Below are 20,834 nucleotides of genomic sequence, written 5' to 3'. Positions count from 1 at the left end.
TTTTTCTGATTGCGACAATTCACCAATTGTTTATAACATAACCTCAATGCAGCTTTTTAAATCACCTTGAGGTGTGTTGATGACAAAGATTAATTACCCTTATGACCTAGAAGTCGGGGATATCATTTTTACCAGTATTGGTAACGAGTTATTTCGCCAAATTGCATCTGCTTCATTATGTTGGAGCAATCACGTTGGCATGATTATTGGGCATAATGGCGAAGATTATTTAATTGCAGAAAGTCGTATACCATTATCCACCACAACTACCCTTTCACGTTTTATTTCACGTTCTAATAATAACCGTTATGGGATCCGTCGTTTAGCCACACCACTGACTACAGAACAAAAATTAGCATTAGTATCTCAAGTCCCTACAAGACTCAATAAGCTTTACCACACGGGCTTTGATTATGATTCATCAAGACAATTTTGTTCAAAATTTGTATTTGAACTCTATGATACTGCACTCAATATTCAAGTTGGTAAAAAAGAAACTTTTCAAGAATTATTAGGCAAAAATCCGAATGCAAAATTAAATTTCTGGAAATTCTGGTTTATCGGTCAGATCCCATGGGAACGCACGACAGTCACTCCTGCCAGCTTATGGCACCACCCTGAATTGTCACTTATTTATAGAAGCCATGAAGATATTCATTAATGACTTTTAACTAAAGTGCACTTTTGAGCCTTTTTTTTGATTAAAATACACACAAAAAAAAGGCACTCGCCCCCGAGTGCCTTTAGACTATAACCTACTGAATTTATAGATAAATACTACTATTCAGCGGTTCTGGTACTTGTGCGGATTAGGTAGTCAAATGCGCTAAGTGCGGCTTTTGCACCTTCTCCGGCTGAAATAATGATTTGTTTGTAAGGCACAGTGGTACAGTCGCCAGCGGCAAAAATACCTTTGATATTCGTTTCACCGCGAGCATCAACTTCAATTTCGCCCATACGGTTACGAGTAATCGTATCACCTAACCAATTGGTATTTGGCAATAAACCGATTTGTACAAATGCACCTGCGACCGCTAAAGAATGAACACTTTCATCTGCACGATTTTTATATTCTAAACTCGTCATCTTGCTACCATCACCCTTTACTTCTAAGGTCTGTGCATTCAAGATGATCTCTACATTTTTCATGCTGCGGGCTTTGTGCTGTAAAACAGCATCAGCTTTAAGTTCAGGTGCAAATTCTAATACTGTCACGTGCTCAACAATACCTGCTAAATCGATAGCGGCTTCAATTCCTGAGTTACCACCGCCAATAACAGCAACACGTTTACCTTTAAATAATGGGCCATCACAATGCGGGCAGAATGTGATCCCTTTGGTACGATATTCTTGTTCGCCCGGTACACCCATATTTCTCCAGCGTGCACCCGTTGAAATAATAATGCTGCGTGATTTTAAAACTCCGCCAGAAGCCGTTTCTATTTGATGTAAACCGCCTTCTTTCTCTGCCGGTATTAATTTAGTCACCGACTGGCCATCAATAATATCCACATCATAGTTATCAACGTGATTTTTAAGCGCTCCCGCAAATGTTGCACCTTCTGTTTTAATCACAGAAATATAATTTTCGATATCAACGGTATCCATGACTTGACCACCGAAACGCTCACCAATAACACCGGTGCGAATACCTTTACGTGCCGTATAAATTGCCGCTGATGCGCCAGCAGGGCCACTCCCGATGATCAGAACTTCATATGGCTCACGTTCAGTCAATGATTTAGCTGCACGTAAATCAGCATTAGTATCAACTTTACTCACAATCTCACTTAAAGTCATACGGCCTTGACCAAACTCCTTACCATTTAAGTAAACAGCTGGTACACCCATCACATTTCGCTCTTCAATTTCATTTTGAAAAAGCCCGCCATCGATAGCCGTATGGCTGATCTTGGGATTCAAAATAGCCATTAAATTAAGAGCTTGTACAACATCTGGGCAATTATGACATGATAATGAATAGTATGTTTCAAAATGGAACTCACCCTCGAGGGCTTCAATTTGTTCCAATAACTCTTGTGCTTCTTTAGATGGATGTCCACCCACTTGCAATAATGCGAGCACAAGAGATGTAAATTCGTGTCCTAATGGCGAGCCGGCAAAACGTACACCGCGGTCTACACCTGGGTTGGTAATTAAGAAAGATGGCATTCTTAATGAATTATTGTGTTCAATGCGTACACTAATTTTGTCTGATAACGCTGCAATTTGTTCAATTAATTGTTTTATTTCATTTGATTTATTGCTGTCATCTAAATTGGCAACTAACTCTAATGGCTTAGTGAGTTTTTCTAAATAGACTTTCAATTGAGCCTGTAAATTATTATCGAGCATGTAATTCCCTTTTTAATGATAAAATCGGGTACATATACCCGTCAGATAGCAAATTGCAGGTGTCTTAATAATCACTATCACTTACCTACAATTTGCATTATCGTATTACTAATCTATGAATAGATTTATCAACGAATTAGATTTTACCGACTAAATCTAAAGATGGAGACAGAGTCGCTTCACCTTCCTTCCATTTAGCAGGACAAACTTCGCCTGGGTGGCTTGCAACATATTGAGCTGCTTTTATTTTACGCAGTAAATCTGATGCATCACGACCAATGCCTTCAGCTGTGACTTCGATTGCTTGAATAATACCTTTTGGGTCAACAACGAAAGTAGCACGGTCAGCTAGGCCCTCACCTTCACGCATGTTTTCAAAATTACGTGTTAATGCGCCTGTTGGGTCTCCGATCATTGCATATTTGATTTTACCGATAGTGTCTGAGCTTGAATGCCATGCTTTATGAGTAAAATGGGTATCAGTAGATACAGAATAAACATCAACACCTAATTTTTGTAATTCATCATAATGATCAGCAACATCACCAAGTTCTGTCGGGCAGACAAAGGTAAAATCAGCTGGATAAAAGAAAAACACACTCCATTTACCTTCAATATCTTTTTCAGTAACTGAAATGAATTCACCATTTTTAAATGCTTGGTTTGAGAATGGTTTGATTTTTGTATTAATTAGTGACATTTGAAGTCCTCCTGTTGGGTTGCCTATTAAGTTACTGTTTATAAGCATCTTAATCCAATCAGTAGGTACTATTGATTTGATAGGTAGAACCGAATCAATAAATATTAATTGATAGGTTTTATATTAATATTATATGCGAAGGTAAAGCGCTTACAGTAACATTCAGCAAGCGCTTTTTAATTTTTACTAAGCCATAGTTGCGATAGTTTTTCGGAAGCGAATCAATGCAAGACCAAAAAACACACTACCAATAACCATCAGAACAATAAACTGGGGCCACACGATTTGAAAACCAGCGCCTCGATACAATATAGCTTGCGCCAAACTAACAAAGTGGGTCGTTGGCATTGTTTGCATAATATCTTGCACTAGCTGCGGCATACTTTCACGAGCGGTCATTCCACCGGAAAGCATATTTAATGGTAACAATACCAGTATCATTAATAAACCAAACTGTGGCATTGAGCGTGCAATGGTTCCCATAAAAATACCGATAGATGTTGTAGCAAATAAACTTAATGCCACACCACACATAAACAATAGTATTGAGCCTTCGATTGGCACTTGAAGTAAAGTTTTCACAACTAAAAGTAATGAAACTCCCGAAGCGACTAATACCACTAATCCCATCGACCAAATTTTAGACATCATGATTTCAAAAGGTGTCAAAGGCATTACCATCAAGTGTTCAACTGTACCGTGCTCACGCTCACGAATTAACGCAGCCCCCGTCAGTACAATAGAAAGCATGGTGATATTATTGATGATGGCCATCACTGATCCAAACCAAGACTGCGTTAGGTTTGGATTGAAACGCATACGAACCTCAAGATCAACAGGCAAACTGGCATTACTGCGCGACTTGGCTAAAAATTCATTTACTTCACCTAACGTAATGTTTTGAATATAGCTATTGCCTAAAAATGCCTGACTCATCCGCGTTGCATCAATATTTACTTGTATTGCAGGATGACGCCCAGCTAATACATCTCGTTGAAAATTGGGCGGAATATCAAGTGCAAAAGTATAAGTACCGCTATTAAGCAATTCATCAATTTGATTAGGCGTAATATCCGCGGGAGGTAAAAAATAAGGTGCATAAAAACTATTAATAATTCGATTCGATAACTGAGACTTATCCTGATCAGCAATCGCGATAGGTGCATTATGCAACGAGCCTGGCGTCACCGTTGCTGATGAGTAAATAGAAACCGTGAAAGCAAATACAATCAGCCCTAACATGGCTTTATCTCGTCCCAAACTACGTAATTCCTTAATACCCAGATTTAAAATATTTTGTATTTTACGCATCATCACTAAGACTCCTGTTTTTTCAGGAAGTAAACACTCAGGCCTATCACAAGTGGGATCGTAATCAATAGTGGAATAAACGATGCCTGTAGATCAAATAAATTGAGACCTTTTGAGAAAGTACCTCTTGTGATAGTTAAAAAATGGGATGTCGGATATATCATACCAACCCATCTACCAATACCCTCAAGTGATGATACCGGATCAATCATTCCTGAGAACTGAGTTGCAGGGATCAAAGTAATAATTGATGTCCCGAATATTGCTGCAATTTGGCTTTTCATAAAACATGAAATCAACAAGCCAATTCCTGTTGCTATAGTGATATAAAGAAATGCGGCTAGCGATAAAGTTAAAAAGCTACCTTTAAATTCAACACCAAAAAAATAGACCGAGAGAATACATAGTAGGACAAAGTTAAACATTCCAAGCACAATGTAAGGTAATTGTTTTCCAAGTAAAAACTCTAATTTGGTGATCGGGGTTACATATAAGTTAATAATAGAGCCGAGCTCTTTTTCACGCACTACACTGAGAGCACTAAGCATCGCAGGGATCATCATTAACAACAACGGTATAACCGCAGGTACAATAGCAGGTAGGCTTCGCACATCTGGGTTATAACGATAACGGGTTTCAATATCAATGACAGGTGTACCCGCAACGCCCGCAGGCTGACGGGCCGCCATGGTACTTAACCATGCCAGATGCATCGCCTGCACATAACCACGAACAGTTTCTGCACGATTTGGCATCGCACCATCAATCCAAACCCCGATTTTAACTGGCGTTCCTCTTGCAACATCACGAGCAAAGTTAGGTGGAATTTCAATGGCAACAGTAATCTGTCCACTGCGCATGCCTGATTCTAATTGCTCGTAATCTTGAATTGGTGGTTGCTCGATAAAATAACGAGAACCCGCAAGATTAAGGGTATAGCCTTGACTAAGTCCCGTTTGGTCACGGTCGAGCACAGCGAATCGTAAATTTTCCACGTCCATGCTAATACCATACCCCATAATAAACATCAGAATAACGGTACCGAGCAATGCAAGCGTCGAACGCACAGGGTCACGACGTAATTCCATACCTTCTCGGATTGTATAGCTAAACAGACGGCGGAAACTGAACCGTTTTTTTAATGCTTCCGTGGCATTATCTTTTAATGCAGGGTCAACATGAAACTCTGGTGCACTATCTTGCACTGCACCCGCATCACCAACAGCATCTTGTAGGTAAGCAATAAAGGTATCTTCAAGTGTTTCAAGCCCCCGTTTTTTAATCAAATTATCAGGGGTATCACAATCGAGTACTTTCCCTGCATGCATCAATGAAATACGGTCACAGCGCTCCGCTTCGTTCATAAAGTGGGTTGATATAAAAATTGTGACACCGTCACTTCTTGATAAATCAACCATTAAATTCCAGAACATATCCCGCGCTACGGGGTCTACCCCAGATGTTGGCTCATCAAGAATTAACATTTCGGGTTTATGGATCACGGCAACGGCGAGAGATAAACGCTGGCGAATACCTAATGGCAGGTCATCAGGCATTGTATCGCGTACGTCATTAAGTTCGAATCGCTGACACATTTCATCTAAACGTTGTTTTATTTGCGCTTCTGGAATGTGAAAAAGTTTCGCATGCAATTCAAGGTTTTGCTCAACAGTTAATTCGCTATAAAGCGAAAACGCCTGTGACATATAACCTACGCGTTTGCGTGTTTCGATATCTTTTGGGTCAATTTCTTGACCAAATAACCAGGCTTGCCCTTCACTTGCAGGCAAAAGGCCCGTTAACATCTTCATGGTGGTTGATTTACCACAACCGTTAGAACCAAGAAAACCAAATATTTCCCCTTTCGGGATTTTAAAATTAACGTGATCAACCGCCACGAATTGTCCAAAGCGCATAGTTAAATCTTGCGCTTCAATGGCAATAACATCATCTTTTGAGGTATCACGAGGCGGAATAACGACTTCTTTATGGCCACTACGTTTTTCTTCAGGCAATAGCGCAATAAAAGCAGCTTCAAGATCGTCACAAGCAGTTTGAGCTTTAAGCTCTGAGGCGTGCCCCGTCGCTAAAATTTTTCCATCATCCATCGCGACTAACCAATCAAAGCGCTCAGCTTCTTCCATATAAGCTGTTGCCACCAATACACTCATATTGGTTTGACGTTCACGAATTCGGTCAATTAAATCCCAAAATTGCGCACGAGATAGTGGGTCAACACCGGTAGTGGGTTCATCTAAAATTAATAAATCCGGATCATGAATTAAGGCACAACATAACCCGAGCTTTTGTTTCATACCACCAGAAAGCTTGCCCGCCGGTCTATCTTTAAAAGGCGCTAGGCCGGTGCTCTCTAATAAATCCTGTATCCGATATTCACGTTCTTCTTTGGATTGACCAAATAATCGCCCAAAGAAATCTACGTTTTCATAAACAGATAACGTATGGTAAAGATTTTTACCCAAACCTTGGGGCATATAGGCGATACGGGGGCAAACAGCTCGACGATGCTCCTCATCCTTCATATCCCCATCGAGAACAATCACACTACCTTGTTGAATAGCTCTAGCACCTGCAATAAGTGAAATTAGGCTAGATTTACCCACGCCATCAGGCCCAATTAACCCAACCATTTTTTTAGCAGGAATAGAAAGTACAATGTCATCCAACGCACAATTATCACCATAATGTTGGCTGACATGCTTTATATCTACTATCACATCATCCATCAGTTTGTTGGTCATTGTGGTAATCTCACCTCAAGGTCAGCAGGCCATGGTTCATTGGCGTCTAAACGGATATACGCCTTTCCCGGTAAACCCGTTTTAACATATTCAAGGTGTTGTTCTAATAATTCAGGAGAGATCCGCGCACGAACACGGAACATCAATTTTAAGCGTTCATTCTGTGTTTCAACAGTTTTAGGGGTAAATTGTGCAACACTTGCTACAAAAGTCGCTTTCGCTGGGATCACAATATTAGGCGCTGCATCTAAAATAATATGTACATCACTCCCTAGAGCAACCTTCCCTGCATCTTCTGTAGGTAAGAAAAACGTCATATAGACATCGCTTAAATCAACCATATTAAGCACCCGACCACCTGAGCCTAGCACTTCACCTGGCTCCGCTACACGATATTGTATACGCCCATTTCTCGGAGCTTTTAGTACGCTATCCTCTAAGTCGGCAATAATACGTCTTTCGGTTGCAGTTGCGGCTTCAACACGAGTTTTAGCTTGTACGATACCCGCGTTTGCAGAATCAATTGCCGCTGTCGATGCCGCAACTTGAGCTTTAGATGCTTCTAATGCAGCTTTTGCACCTAACATTTGTGCAGTGTCATCATCAACCTGTTGCTGTGACACTGCATTAGTTCTCACCAGTATTTTTGAACGATTGAGCCTTTTTTGTGCGGCATCAAGCTCCGCTTCTCGTTGGCGAACAACGGCTTGTGCAGCTAATTTCTCGCTTTTTCGTTGCATAAGACTGGATTCTGCGGTGACCACCGCACTAATAGCTTGACGTAACTGAGCTTGAACCTCATGTAACTGCTCTTGTAAGGCTCTAGTATCCATTCGAGCAAGTTCTTGCCCTTCTTTAACAAAATCACCTTCTTTTACGGTAATAACTTCAATTCGACCGGCAGTTTTAGTTGCAATATCTATCTCAGTGGCTTCGATTCGCCCGTTACTTTGTGCAAAACCGGAAGGTAATCCTCCTGAATTGGCATTCCAGTAATAAAAACCACCCGCACCAATAATTAAAATTAAAACTATGTAAAAAGATATTTTTTGCTTATTAATTTTCATACTATTCCTTTTCCATTCAACGAAGAAAATAACGAACAAAATAGTTTTGACTATTAACCTGATGAATTAATAAACCCACACGACTGTTTATGCATGAAATAGATACGGATAATCACTTAATTCGAAATTTTTATTATTATTATTTTTCTTCACAAACCTGAAAATAAAACACCTATAGGCTACTAGAAAGCTATCTATCTAATTTAATGATATTTTATCAAAATTTTGCTTAGGTGTAACAGTGCATGTATCACAAAAAATAAATTAAAAATATAAAAGAGTATATAAGGCATTAATTGTATAGATTTAAAGGGAGAAACAAAAAACAAAGCCACTAATTATTATAAAATTAGTGGCTTCATCTAAATTTTGGTCTCTATTTAGTATGAATTATAAACCAACTTTGTCGACTTTATTTCAAGTGATAACTAACTTGCAAAACTAATAATTGTTTTTTCATCCATACGATAACGAACCCATTCATCCTGTGGTTCTGCACCAATGCTCTTGTAGAAATCAATAGCAGGTTGATTCCAATCCAATACACTCCATTCGAGTCGCTGACATTTTCTTTCACAGGCTAGTATTGCTATATGTTTTAATAATGTCTTTCCTGCTCCCGTTCCACGAAAGTCAGGAGAAATATATAAATCTTCTAAATAAATACCATTATTACCAAGCCATGTTGAATAGCTTGTAAAAAAAACAGCGTATCCGGCTGGTTTCCCATCCACATAGCACATTAATGCTTCCGTTTTTGAATTCGGGCCAAACAGTGAGTTTTCAATGTCCGTAACCGTTGCTTTTACTTCATGGCGCGCTTTTTCATAATCAGCAAGCTCGATAATCATCTCCAAAATTAACGTGGCATTTTCGAGAGTAGCGGGTTTTATTTCGATATTCATTTTTTGATCTCTTGTAGTTTGAGCGCCAATTTTAAATAGCTATCATCGATTTCACTAGCAGTAGAAATATAATTCATTTAAATATATCCATTATTAGAATTAGTTATAGCAATCAATAAACCAATAATAAACAACGCAATTATAGCTATTGCATTAAAAAGATATCATTTGCTATGATAAGAATAGTGTTCAACTTAACCTAAAAATAAGGAGGCTAAACTATGCTGTTGTGTGATCTAATTGAATATTCACACTTCTTTGGCAATCGTCAAAGCTCAGGCTTTCACAGTTTTATACTGCGATAATCCTGCCTGAGCGAAGACACTAACTAAAGGAAACTTCCTCAGCTTACTGGGTTATCGTTATTACGATACCTTGGCATTTTTATGCCTAAAATTTGAGTAAGCTATGAGCACATTATTATCTGTAAAATCATTGAACTATGATACTTCCACTCGTTCACTATTAAACGATATGACATTCACTTTGCAACAAGGTGATCGCATTGGTTTAATTGGCCATAACGGGAGCGGAAAAAGCACTCTCTTAAAATTAATCACTCATCAATTATTACCAAATAGTGGCAGCATTACCTATGCCAACCATTGTGTAACTGCCTATATTGAACAGCACTTACCTGATGATATTATTGGATTAACATTAATTGAAGCATTAGTACAAAAATTGCCTGAACAAGATAAGATATCAGAGCGTTGGCGAGCTGAAGTTCTGTTATCTGAATTAGGTTTTACTTCTGACCAATGGTTACAAAAAGCCAATGAAATCAGTGGAGGTCAACACACCCGCTTGTTACTGGGCCGTGCATTGATTTCTCAACCAGATTTATTGTTACTTGATGAACCCAGTAATCACTTGGATTTACCAACGCTGATTTGGTTAGGTAATTTCCTACAGTCATGGAAAGGCAGCTTTGTCCTTGTTTCTCATGACCAATCGTTACTCGATAAAGTCACAAACTGTACTTGGATATTACGTGATAAAACATTGCATTTTTATCGGCTGCCTTGCAGTGCTGCTCGTAAAGCATTAATTGAAAAAGATGCTGCTGACGAGCATCGTCACCAAGCAGAGCAAAAAGAAATAGATCGTGTCGCCTCAAGTGCAAAGCGTTTAGCTATTTGGGGACGCGTGTATGACAATGAAGGGCTGGCGAGTAAAGCCAAGCAAATGGAAAAACAAGTTGACCGTTTGAAGGATGCACAAACTGAACTTTCAGAGGGTTATCAATGGAAACTTGCGCTAAATGGCAAATCAATACCCGCCAATAGAGTGCTTGAATTCGATAACGCACGCATTAAAACGCCTGATGCTACACCTTTATTTTCAACAAGTTTTCATCAAGTAAAAAGTGGCGATCACATCGCTATTATTGGCGCTAATGGGTGTGGAAAATCAACATTATTACGATTAATTTGGCAAAATTATCAGCAAGAACTACGTTATAGTTCTCAACTGAAATTTCATCCTGCAATTAGTGCGGGTTATTATGACCAACAATTAGCGCAGCTTAATGACAATGACAATTTACTTGATGCATTGCGAAATTTTGCACCATTAACCGATGATCAACGGAAAATGGCCTTAATTGGCGCAGGGTTTCCCTATATCAGGCATCTGCAAAAAGTCTCAACTTTAAGTGGCGGTGAACGCGCCAGATTACTTTTTATTGGACTCAGCCTTGCTCAATATGAATTGATCTTACTCGATGAACCGACAAACCACCTTGATCTTGAAGGTAAAGAAGCGCTAAGTGAGCAAATTACTCAGTTTTCTGGGGCTTTATTAGTCGTCAGTCATGATAAATGGTTAATAGAAAATAGTTGTCAGCGATTTTGGTATATCCATAATAATCGCTTGGAAGAGTATCTCAATCTTGATGATATATATCAGCAAATTGAGCAACAATCTCATCAATCGAATAATATTCTCATTGCAGATAATTCGCTTAACTTAATTACAGAAATAAGTGAAAGCCATGTTTCTCATGAAGATGAATTATTAGAACAACTATTGATATTAGAAGAAAAATTACAGACAGATAAACTACGTAAGTTGGCACATCAAAAACCACAATTGCAACAACAGTGGATTGATGAAATAGCTAAAATTCAATCACAATTAGATTTATAATTTGGATTTTTAAATAGCCCCTGATTACCTTGCGTAGTCAGGGGATTACAAATGTTGGGAAATTATAGTGAAAACTTGATATTATTTAGTAAATGATATTTAACTTAATTTACAAAATAGCTATACGTATGACACTTAACACTTCCATTTTCGTCCGTATATTTCAGACACTTTATTTCATGAGAAACGCAGTTCATCGCTAAAATAAACATTGAATAATGATAAGTTTTTCTATAACGCATTAAATAATTCCCTCTAATGCATTAGAGATAATCACTTTATGAATAAAGATTTTGTAAACCATCAATTCTAATATTAAGCCTTTTGTTTTTTTGCTCGCTTAAAATAAGATGTCGGCACCTTAGGGCAAACAACCTCTTTAAATTTAGCATCTGTAGCTGTTTTTTTTGCTTGTTCAGCATTAGTTTCTTCTGCTGAATTATTCTGTACTGGTTTGATTATTTCGTTCATATATAAATGCTCTTTCACTTGAATAATATCATGAGTTTTTGCCATCTTATTTATCCTCTGCCACTAATACGGCATTAACCTGTTCAATCCTATCAACTGCTCTGTTAATGATTTCAATCACTTTTTCAGTTTCTTCTGTCGTTAGTTGCTGCAAAACAATTTTATGCCTCAATAACGATTTAAATTTATCTACTGCACACTCAATCTCATTCGCAAATTGATTTCCTGCTTTAAGTTCTTGTGCATAATTTAATTTCATTTTAACTTCAGCAAAGATATCTGCTTTTAGTAATAAAAAGCACCGGCCCTCTGGGGTTATAGCATAACATTTACGCCCCTTCCCACTATCTTTACCTGTAATAATAAAGCCTAATTCTTCTAAAAGTGTCAACGTTGGGTAAATAACACCAGGACTCGGACAATAAAAACCCGCAGTACCCTGACTTATTTTTTTGATCAATTCGTATCCGTAATTGGTCCCATCCGCAAGCAAGTGTAAAATGTAGATACGTAGTTGTTTGGGATTAAACATTCGCCTTACACTTTTGCCATTACATAGGCATGTTTCAGGCTGTTGCATACTGTTCATTAACACTCTCTGGCATTGTTTTTACTACAGTAAACCGATATATCTAATATAATAGTATATTCTACAGAAAACACCAGCTTTAGATATATCGGTTTTTTGCATAAAGTGCTAATGATAATCATTATTAAGTAGAGGATAAAAAGAAACAATAAAGCCAACCATTATTCAGATAAAACCTATAATGGCTGGCTTTCTAAGACTAAAACAAATGACAGTTAATTAACCAACATTAGGTAATATTTTAAACGCTATCCCGAGCTGTACACCAATAACAATTATGCCACAAAGGAACACAATCAATAATGCAGTACTACCACCTAATACCTGATACTTACGTGAATTAATATTTCTTGATTTAAAAGCCATCGCGCTCGGTAGTAATAATGCCAGAATCGATAAGGCAATTGCCGCAAAGCCCAACGCCATAATAAAGCCTTTAGGATAAAATAAAGCAAATATGAGCGGAGGTAAAAACGTGAGTAATCCCGTTTGTAGTCGTCCTGATGCATTATCTTGTCTTTTAAATAGATCAGCTAAAAAATCGAATAACCCTAAAGCCACACCAAGAAATGATGTCGCTAAAGCTAGGCTCATAAACATTTGAGCAATTAATTCTGTTTTACCCGACTGAGCAACGTCTTTAATGGCATCTAACAACCCATTTAATCCGACATTTTCAGATAAAATGCCTACAAATGTCGTGGTGCCAATACTGCCTAATGTGGCAATTTGCCATAAAATATAAGCGACTAGCGGAATAGAACTACCAATAATGAATATTATGCGTAGCTTTCTAACATCTCCGCCCATATATTTCACAATACTGGGCACGCTGCCATGAAAACCGAATGATGTAAAAAAAACAGGTATCGCAGATAAAATTAATATTTTTTCTGTCGGTGCGGATAATAAATTTTGTTGCTCAACATGCGGCATCATTAGTGCCAATATCATCACTAAAAAAACAATTTTTGCAGCAAATAAAATACGATTAATAAAATCCACTGATGACGTACCGAAACAAACAACGCCACCACCAATAACAGTAAAAATAACAATACCTAGCCAATCAGCTAAATCAATTGCAAAACTACTCTTTAAATTAGAGGTAATAATTTCCCCTGCACCGCTGACATAAGCTGCTGTTAAAGCATACATCAAAAACATCATACTAAAACCGGTGATAAATTTACCGCCTGAGCCTAAATATCGCTCAGCTACACTACCTATCCCTGTTTCATGAGATTCATGCTGATAAACCTCAACGAGTAATAGCGCGGTATAGCACATCAATGCCCACAAACCTAACAGCATCGCCAAACTCACCATAAAGCCGTTACCAGCCGCTGCAATTGGCATTGCTAACATACCAGCACCGATTGTCGTACCAGCAACAATAAAAACACTACCTAGCGTGCGATTTTTCATATTGAGATCCTAGCCAATAAAATTAAATACAAACCTTTTGATTAATATGAGTAAGTTTATTTTCTTCATCGATAAGCTGTTGTAATTTATCTTCAAAAATATTTCTCAATTCAACCCAATAACGCTCAAAATGTTGTTTATCACGTAGGCAATGCGTCATGATTGCAGCTCTTAATACATAGATTGAACGCACTTTATGCCATTCATCATCAGTAAATCCTGCATTCCGACAGAGTTCCAGTGGGCTATTACCGTATTCTTCATAAGTCAGAGAAGTCGATGATGTTAAAAAATCATTAGTATACGTGCGCCCTGCTGCATATGAACATAATTCATATATACGCTTATTAAGTTGGTTTTGTTTAGCTAACGATATATTTCCACACTCCCTAAACATAAAATTTATCATGTGAAAATCGGGTGACGGCATCACGGTAATTTGAAATTCTCGACCATCAATAATATAAGGTTTGCTGGTATTAATTTTTTCAATCATCCAATTAGCCGTGGTGATCCCAGCAGCGATAACCTTGCCATAACCTAAAAGATTTAAAGGAACAAGTCGGTGGGCAGCCCATATTGCAGCAGCTGTGGCACCCGCTTTGGAACCTTCCATTATTGAAGAACCTAATAAAACATTATGCTGTTTTTCCGATTTGCGGTTTTTTTCCTCTACTTCTTCGAAAACATAAGCAGCATGATAGGAAATTAAATCAACAATACGCCTATCTTTCATACAAATGGCCCCCGCCGCATAAGGAATAAAACCAACTTTATGGGGATCAACTGTGATTGAATCTGCTTGGCTCAGTGCTTTAAAACTTTCATAAACATCAGGTTGTGGCCAAATAATATCTGTTGGAAAAACACCTTCGCTATGGAAGCGTTGTATTAATATTTCATAATCAAGAAATTGATTATTTTCATCTCGGAACATCGCACATGCATATCCCGCATAAGCTGCATCTATATGCACATAAAATGAAACGCCAAAGCGTTCTTCACATTCTTGACGTAGTTTGATAACTTCAGCGACATTATCAATCGCCCCTGTTTCAGTTGTGCCAACAACCGCAACAACCGCTAATATTGGCTCACCTTGCTCTATTAATGAAAATACAATCTGACGCATTTTTGCTATATCAGTACGATAATGAGCATCGACAGGTAATTGCGTTATATTTTGTTGACCTAATCCCAAAATATCCATCGCCTTCAACCACGAATAATGTTTAGATTGAGGGACTAATAATTGTCCTAATTGCCCCTGTTCAACTCCCTCACCTCGACAGCTCATTTCTCGGATCTGTTCAAATAAACCTTGTTTTTTTAGCTCATCCATTAAATCAAGCACTGCATCAGTGGACATATTCAGTAAACTTTGCGCTGTCTTATCTTTTAATAAGTGTTGTGCTTGTGGATGTTTCGCCATTGCTAAAGGCAGTGTTTTAATATTTCGAGCAACCCATAACCCCTCATAGTTAGCAACCGTACCACCTGACGTAATGTGACCCCATGCTTGTTGTGTGTCATAACCAAACATTGCACATAAATCGAGCCCTGCTTCTATTTCAAGTACTGTGGTCGTGGGAGATGATTCTTGTGCACAATTATTTGGGTTGTACAGCATTGCCATCACATAAGCGAGATTAGATATCATAAAGGTATCTGCATTCATGTGGCCCATATAACGAGGCGAAAACCAAGGAACGGATGTTGTTTTAAGCTTAGAAGAAAGCTGATTAAGGATGCCTTCTGTACGATACAATGTATCCCTATATTCGGGGGCATACCTATCGACGGTTGAGATAAGCTCTGGATCTTCTGGGTGATAGCCTGAACGCCAATGCATGTGTTCAGAAACGGCATACTCCATCATTTCTTTGAAAAAAACAGCATTTTCAGATTTTGGCCCAAGAAATAATGCATCCACATTCATATTTGAATTTTTAAAATTATTCATTATCACTACACCTTCGATTCACAATTGACCCAAGTCAGTTGCTTTTAAGTTTATTAACTTATTATCATTGGAAAGTGCAATAACGGACATATGTCTTTATAAGACAACAACTTATTAAATAACATTGTTATTCTTAATATCAATCCTCAATTAAATACTGATAGACAAGCCGCTAAGAAACCAACTTGCCTATAGATATAATCTATATTCATTAAAATATTAATAAACTCAGCATAATTTCATTCGGATTTGTGGTCAGGCACAAAAAATCAAAATTTAGTCAGCTATAAAGAGATATTTACGCCAAAAAGACTTGATAATGTAAATAATTTGTTATAAATAAAAATTAAGATCACTCAAAATAAAAATATATTGCAACTAATTAGTCACATAAGAAATAAAATTAATTAATTGTTTAATAATACAATTTTACCAATAAGGTCACCTGATTCCATATGACGGTGGGCATCCGCAACCTGTTCTAACTTATAGACTTTGTTAATAATTGGTTTTATTTCACTATTTTGCAACATACCCCATACCTGTTGCTTTAATTCAGCGGCAATCTGGCTTTTTTCTTCAATTGTACGAGATCGCATTGTTGAACCAGTATAAATTAATCGCTTAACCATTAATGGCATCATATTCAAACTTATTGGATTTCCTTTCATCATGCCAATTTGAATAATTCGCCCAAACTTCCCCGCTGCAAGATAATTTTTAGCGACATAATCACCACCAATAATATCAACAACCATATCAACGCCACGAGATGAGGTATAATCTAATGAGACTTGAACAAAATCATCTGTATGGTAATTAATCACACAATCTGCACCTAATAACTCCGCCGCTTTCACTTTCTCTTCTGAACCTACGGTGGTAATAACTGTTGCACCAAAGGCTTTCGCTAACATAATCGCGACACTCCCAATTCCAGAGGTGCCTCCATGAATCAGCACTGTTTCATTCTTTTTAAGTTTTCCAATTTGAAAAACATTTGCCCACACCGTAAAAAAATTTTCTGGAATAGCGGCACCTTGAATAAAAGATAAATGACCTAATGGCAACGCAATATTTTTGTGCACTAAACAATATTCAGCATAACCACCGCCCTCAACTAAACCGCATAATTTATCGCCAAGTTGCCATTCAGTGACGTCATCAGCTTTAGCAACAACACTTCCTGAAATTTCTAGCCCCATTATAGGCGAAGCATCTGCGGGTGGCGGATAAGAACCCATTCTTTGAAAAATATCAGGGCGATTAACACCAATAGCCTCAACTTTGACAAGTAAATAACCTGGAGCTAGCTGAGGCAATGCTTTTACTTTTAATTGCAATTTATCCGCCCCCCCAGGTTCTATAATATCGACAAATTGCATTGTAGTAGGCAAGAGCAATTGATTGTTTGTCATTATGATTTCCTTTGTGGGTTTATTTAAAAAATTGATATTTATATGTTTATTTTTGTGTTAATTTAATGCTAATTAGTTTAACGTATACATGGGTTGAATCCTAAATTTATGAATACATTTTAATACACACTAAAAGCATTTTTTCATTTTTTGCCATTTTATATTTAATATACAGCCAGTTTATTATTTAATAATATTACTTAATTAAGCATTTACCTCTAAATTCATTAACTTATTACTTTTGACATCTATTGCTTTTTTATTTAATAAGTCAATTCTGTTTTATATTACTACTTACCAGTCGCGTTATCTTATGTTAAAATTGACTCATATCAATAATTCTAACTTGATTGAGCATTTAATATGATCCCAGAAAAAAGAGTTGTTCGTCGCATCCAGTCTGGTGGTTGTGCTATTCATTGCCAGGACTGTAGTATTAGCCAACTTTGCATTCCTTTCACACTGAATGAACATGAACTGGATCAACTTGATAATATTATTGAGCGTAAAAAACCAATTCAAAAAGGGCAAGCCTTATTTAAGGCTGGCGATGAACTACGTTCATTGTATGCCATTCGCTCAGGAACTATAAAAAGCTATACTATTACTGAGGAAGGTGATGAGCAAATCACAGGCTTCCACCTTGCTGGTGATTTAGTTGGCTTTGACGCAATTATTCATACACAGCACCCAAGTTTTGCTCAGGCACTTGAAACCTCAATGGTTTGTGAAATACCTTTTGAAACACTCGATGATTTGTCTGGCAAAATGCCTAATCTACGTCAACAAATTATGCGCTTAATGAGTGGAGAGATTAAAGGAGATCAAGAAATGATCCTCCTTTTATCCAAGAAAAATGCGGAAGAAAGATTAGCTGCATTTATTCTTAATCTATCACACCGTTTTGCAGAGCGTGGTTTTTCACCTAGAGAATTCAGGTTAACAATGACGCGTGGCGATATTGGTAATTACCTTGGTTTAACAGTTGAAACCATTAGCCGCCTTTTAGGTCGTTTCCAAAAAAGTGGTATGCTCAGTGTTAAAGGTAAATATATTACCATCGAAGATATGACCAAACTTACTGATATCGCAGGTAAAGTTTCCGCTATTACTAACTAATATCCTAAACCGGATCACAATCTCTGTGGTTCGGTTTTGTTTTTTTCCTCAGTTTTCTTGCCTATTTCTTCTCAATAACTTAATTTATCCTTATGGAACTATCCGTACGTTGAGAGGATTTCAATATGGCAAACTACAAAAATCTCCTAGTTGCGATCGACCCAAATCAGGATGATCAACCTGCATTGAGACGTGCTGTCTACATTGTGCAGCGTAATGGTGGACGGATAAAAGCGTTTTTACCTATCTATGACCTTTCCTACGATATGACAACGCTGCTCTCTCCTGAAGAACGCCATGCAATGAGAAAAGGCGTTATCAGCCAAAAAACCGCATGGATAAAGCAACAAGCACACTTTTATTTAGAAGCTGGAATTGATATTGAAATTAAAGTCATTTGGCATAATAAGCCTTATGAAGCCATTATTCAGGAAGTCATTGGCGGAGAACATGACTTATTACTGAAAATGGCCCATCAAACTGATAATTTTGAATCAATCATATTTACACCACTTGATTGGCATTTATTAAGAAAATGTCCATGTCCTGTTTGGATGGTGAAAGATAAAATTTGGCCCGACCATGGCTCAGCTGTTGTCGCTGTTAATTTATCTAATGAAGAATCTTATCATGACGACCTTAATATTAAGCTGGTCGAGAAAACAAAAGATTTAGCTCAACGGATTATGAAAGATCAAGATATTCATTTAGTAAGTGCCTATCCTGTCGCACCAATGAATATTGCAATTGAATTACCTGATTTTGACCCTAGCTTATATAACAATGCATTACGTGGACAACATCTGATAGCAATGAAAGAACTACGGCAGAAATTCTGTATCGATGAAAAATTCACACATGTTCGCGAGGGTCTACCTGAAAAAATCATTCCCGATATGTGTGAAGAATTAGAAGCAGGTGTTGTTGTTCTAGGAATATTAGGGCGCACGGGGATCTCAGCTGCTTTTCTCGGTAATACCGCCGAACACATCATTGATAAACTAAAATGTGATTTACTGGCAATTAAACCTGATGGATTTGTATGCCCGATTAATCCAACAGATGAATAGCAGCGAAGTCCGAGCACTTTATTTTAGTTACATGACTGCCTAATACTCACATTTACATACATTTCGTTCAGTTTTCACTCTAAAAAAGGCTCTGCATTTACATGCAGAGCCTTCTGTTAACACCTTTGAGTTTTAGAGTGCACGTAAAATAGCATCTACACTATCTTTAGCATCACCAAATAACATCTGTGTATTTTCTTTAAAGAATAATGGATTTTGTACACCTGCATATCCCGTATTCATTGAGCGTTTAAATACAATAACGTTATTCGCTTTCCAAACTTCTAGTACTGGCATTCCAGCAATTGGGCTATTAGGATCCTCTAATGCCGCAGGATTAACCGTATCATTAGCACCAATAACCAACACTGTATCTGTATTAGCGAAATCATCATTGATTTCATCCATTTCTAGCACGATGTCATAAGGTACTTTCGCTTCAGCTAGTAATACGTTCATATGACCTGGTAAACGTCCAGCAACTGGATGAATACCAAATCGAACATTAATACCACGTTCACGTAATTTAGCCGTTATATCATGTACTGGATACTGAGCTTGCGCTACTGCCAATCCATAACCTGGAGTGATAATAACTGATGTTGAGTTCTTCAACATTTCAGCAACGTCTTCTGCCGATGTTTCGCGATACTCCCCCATCTCTTCGTCAGAACTTGATGCTGTACCATCAGTACCGAAACCACCCGCAATAACGCTAAAGAATGAGCGATTCATCGCCTTACACATAATATAGGACAAAATTGCCCCTGAAGACCCCACCAACGCACCCGTGACAATCAGTAAGTCATTACTTAACATGAAACCAGCGGCGGCGGCAGCCCAACCTGAGTATGAGTTTAGCATTGATACAACAACTGGCATATCCGCACCACCAATTGATGAAACAAGATGCCAACCAAATGCTAATGCGATCAATGTCATGATCAACATAACAAATACTTGCAGACCAACACTCTCTGTTTTAACAAAAATAACTAACAGAATGAATGAAATAATAAGTCCAGCTAAGTTGAGCTTATGTTTATTTGGTAACATCATCGGCTTAGATGATATTTTTCCAGATAATTTACCATAAGCGACAATTGACCCCGTAAAAGTGATCGCGCCGATGAAAATACCTAAAAAGACTTCAGTTAGGTGAATATTTTCCATAACCGCATCAGCATGGCCTTCACTAGCAATAAAGCTATTGAATCCTACTAATACAGCAGCCAAACCGACGAAACTATGTAAAATAGCCACCAGCTCTGGCATTTCAGTCATTTCAACTTTTTTGGCTAATCGAATACCAATAACGGCACCGATAACCATTGCAATGATCATCCAGCTAATGTTGCTACTATCTGGTCCAAGTATGGTAGCAATTAATGCAATTGCCATCCCTGCGATGCCATAAGCGTTCCCTCTTTGAGAACTTTCATGGCGCGATAGCCCTGCTAGGCTGAAAATAAATAGGATAGCAGCAACAATATATGCTGCAGTCACAATTCCACTCGACAACATA

At 37.8% G+C, this 20,834-nt stretch carries 16 protein-coding genes; 4 read left to right on the top strand and 12 right to left on the bottom strand.

All coding sequences use genetic code 11. The annotated features are described in order from the left end of the window. Positions 1 to 79 precede the first annotated feature (79 nt). Positions 80 to 661, top strand: a complete 582-nt coding sequence (locus tag ACTH6U_RS02170; RefSeq protein WP_294103673.1) for a YebB family permuted papain-like enzyme — start codon at positions 80 to 82, stop codon at positions 659 to 661. 119 nt (positions 662 to 780) lie between these two features. Here ACTH6U_RS02170 and ahpF read toward each other — a convergent pair whose 3' ends face one another. From ahpF to ACTH6U_RS02140, 6 genes are all read right to left on the bottom strand, one after another. Continuing rightward, a complete protein-coding gene (gene ahpF / locus ACTH6U_RS02165) occupies positions 781 to 2,355 on the bottom strand; it encodes an alkyl hydroperoxide reductase subunit F (RefSeq protein WP_441831484.1) in 1,575 nt (524 codons plus the stop codon). Positions 2,356 to 2,491: 136 nt separating this feature from the next. Next, positions 2,492 to 3,055, bottom strand: a complete 564-nt coding sequence (gene ahpC / locus ACTH6U_RS02160; protein ID WP_441831483.1) for an alkyl hydroperoxide reductase subunit C — start codon at positions 3,053 to 3,055, stop codon at positions 2,492 to 2,494. A 186-nt stretch (positions 3,056 to 3,241) separates the two neighbouring features. After that, positions 3,242 to 4,366, bottom strand: coding sequence for an ABC transporter permease (locus ACTH6U_RS02155; protein WP_294103887.1), 1,125 nt, complete (start codon positions 4,364 to 4,366; stop codon positions 3,242 to 3,244). Positions 4,367 to 4,371: 5 nt separating this feature from the next. Beyond that, positions 4,372 to 7,128, bottom strand: a complete 2,757-nt coding sequence (gene rbbA / locus ACTH6U_RS02150) for a ribosome-associated ATPase/putative transporter RbbA (protein ID WP_441831482.1) — start codon at positions 7,126 to 7,128, stop codon at positions 4,372 to 4,374. Beyond that, positions 7,125 to 8,195, bottom strand: a complete 1,071-nt coding sequence (locus tag ACTH6U_RS02145; protein WP_441831481.1) for an HlyD family secretion protein — start codon at positions 8,193 to 8,195, stop codon at positions 7,125 to 7,127. The genes rbbA and ACTH6U_RS02145 overlap by 4 nt, the downstream gene beginning before the upstream one ends. Positions 8,196 to 8,623: 428 nt before the next feature. Then, positions 8,624 to 9,100, bottom strand: a complete 477-nt coding sequence (locus tag ACTH6U_RS02140; protein WP_441831480.1) for a GNAT family N-acetyltransferase — start codon at positions 9,098 to 9,100, stop codon at positions 8,624 to 8,626. A 408-nt stretch (positions 9,101 to 9,508) separates the two neighbouring features. Between ACTH6U_RS02140 and ACTH6U_RS02135 the strand changes: the two genes are divergently transcribed. Next, positions 9,509 to 11,251, top strand: a complete 1,743-nt coding sequence (locus tag ACTH6U_RS02135) for an ABC-F family ATP-binding cassette domain-containing protein (RefSeq protein ID WP_441831479.1) — start codon at positions 9,509 to 9,511, stop codon at positions 11,249 to 11,251. Positions 11,252 to 11,566: 315 nt separating this feature from the next. Here the strand turns inward: ACTH6U_RS02135 and ACTH6U_RS02130 are convergent, their stop codons facing one another. The 5 genes from ACTH6U_RS02130 to ACTH6U_RS02110 all read right to left on the bottom strand — a co-directional run bounded on the left by ACTH6U_RS02130 (position 11,567) and on the right by ACTH6U_RS02110 (position 17,120). Next, positions 11,567 to 11,767 carry a DEAD/DEAH box helicase gene (locus tag ACTH6U_RS02130; protein ID WP_441831478.1) on the bottom strand — a complete coding sequence of 67 codons (201 nt, stop codon included), beginning with the start codon at positions 11,765 to 11,767 and terminating at the stop codon, positions 11,567 to 11,569. A gap of 1 nt (position 11,768) precedes the next feature. After that, positions 11,769 to 12,302 (bottom strand): helix-turn-helix transcriptional regulator, encoded by a 534-nt coding sequence (locus ACTH6U_RS02125; RefSeq protein ID WP_441831477.1) that lies wholly within the window; start codon positions 12,300 to 12,302, stop codon positions 11,769 to 11,771. A gap of 228 nt (positions 12,303 to 12,530) precedes the next feature. Beyond that, entirely contained in the window at positions 12,531 to 13,679 is a 1,149-nt protein-coding gene (gene tyrP / locus ACTH6U_RS02120; RefSeq protein ID WP_441831569.1) for a tyrosine transporter TyrP, read from the bottom strand. A gap of 82 nt (positions 13,680 to 13,761) precedes the next feature. Continuing rightward, complete coding sequence (locus ACTH6U_RS02115; RefSeq protein WP_441831476.1) at positions 13,762 to 15,702, bottom strand: pyridoxal phosphate-dependent decarboxylase family protein; 1,941 nt, start codon at positions 15,700 to 15,702, stop codon at positions 13,762 to 13,764. 407 nt (positions 15,703 to 16,109) lie between these two features. Continuing rightward, positions 16,110 to 17,120, bottom strand: a complete 1,011-nt coding sequence (locus tag ACTH6U_RS02110; protein ID WP_441831475.1) for an NAD(P)H-quinone oxidoreductase — start codon at positions 17,118 to 17,120, stop codon at positions 16,110 to 16,112. Between the two features lie 363 nt (positions 17,121 to 17,483). Here ACTH6U_RS02110 and ACTH6U_RS02105 point away from each other — a divergent pair, with 363 nt between their 5' ends. Both ACTH6U_RS02105 and uspE read left to right on the top strand, forming a co-directional pair. After that, positions 17,484 to 18,239 (top strand): FNR family transcription factor, encoded by a 756-nt coding sequence (locus tag ACTH6U_RS02105; protein WP_294103545.1) that lies wholly within the window; start codon positions 17,484 to 17,486, stop codon positions 18,237 to 18,239. A 125-nt stretch (positions 18,240 to 18,364) separates the two neighbouring features. Then, positions 18,365 to 19,309, top strand: coding sequence for a universal stress protein UspE (gene uspE, locus ACTH6U_RS02100; RefSeq protein ID WP_294103542.1), 945 nt, complete (start codon positions 18,365 to 18,367; stop codon positions 19,307 to 19,309). Between the two features lie 132 nt (positions 19,310 to 19,441). Here uspE and pntB read toward each other — a convergent pair whose 3' ends face one another. Continuing rightward, on the bottom strand, positions 19,442 to 20,830 hold the full coding sequence (gene pntB / locus ACTH6U_RS02095; protein ID WP_294103881.1) for a Re/Si-specific NAD(P)(+) transhydrogenase subunit beta: 1,389 nt from the start codon (positions 20,828 to 20,830) through the stop codon (positions 19,442 to 19,444). Positions 20,831 to 20,834: the final 4 nt, after the last annotated feature.

This window comes from Providencia sp. (assembly GCF_052096715.1).
Taxonomy (GTDB): Bacteria; Pseudomonadota; Gammaproteobacteria; order Enterobacterales; family Enterobacteriaceae; genus Providencia.
This window is presented reverse-complemented; position numbering and strand designations above follow the sequence as displayed.

Coding starts and splice junctions, on each gene's coding strand:
- ahpF (WP_441831484.1), bottom strand. CDS start 2,355: ATGCTCGATAATAATTTACAGGCTCAATTGAAAGTCTATTTAGAAAAA.
- ACTH6U_RS02155 (WP_294103887.1), bottom strand. CDS start 4,366: ATGCGTAAAATACAAAATATTTTAAATCTGGGTATTAAGGAATTACGT.
- ACTH6U_RS02130 (WP_441831478.1), bottom strand. CDS start 11,767: ATGGCAAAAACTCATGATATTATTCAAGTGAAAGAGCATTTATATATG.
- ACTH6U_RS02110 (WP_441831475.1), bottom strand. CDS start 17,120: ATGACAAACAATCAATTGCTCTTGCCTACTACAATGCAATTTGTCGAT.
- ACTH6U_RS02105 (WP_294103545.1), top strand. CDS start 17,484: ATGATCCCAGAAAAAAGAGTTGTTCGTCGCATCCAGTCTGGTGGTTGT.
- ACTH6U_RS02170 (WP_294103673.1), top strand. CDS start 80: ATGACAAAGATTAATTACCCTTATGACCTAGAAGTCGGGGATATCATT.
- ACTH6U_RS02125 (WP_441831477.1), bottom strand. CDS start 12,302: ATGCAACAGCCTGAAACATGCCTATGTAATGGCAAAAGTGTAAGGCGA.
- tyrP (WP_441831569.1), bottom strand. CDS start 13,679: ATGTTAGCAATGCCAATTGCAGCGGCTGGTAACGGCTTTATGGTGAGT.
- ACTH6U_RS02115 (WP_441831476.1), bottom strand. CDS start 15,702: ATGAATAATTTTAAAAATTCAAATATGAATGTGGATGCATTATTTCTT.
- ACTH6U_RS02140 (WP_441831480.1), bottom strand. CDS start 9,100: ATGAATATCGAAATAAAACCCGCTACTCTCGAAAATGCCACGTTAATT.
- uspE (WP_294103542.1), top strand. CDS start 18,365: ATGGCAAACTACAAAAATCTCCTAGTTGCGATCGACCCAAATCAGGAT.
- ahpC (WP_441831483.1), bottom strand. CDS start 3,055: ATGTCACTAATTAATACAAAAATCAAACCATTCTCAAACCAAGCATTT.
- rbbA (WP_441831482.1), bottom strand. CDS start 7,128: ATGACCAACAAACTGATGGATGATGTGATAGTAGATATAAAGCATGTC.
- ACTH6U_RS02145 (WP_441831481.1), bottom strand. CDS start 8,195: ATGAAAATTAATAAGCAAAAAATATCTTTTTACATAGTTTTAATTTTA.
- ACTH6U_RS02135 (WP_441831479.1), top strand. CDS start 9,509: ATGAGCACATTATTATCTGTAAAATCATTGAACTATGATACTTCCACT.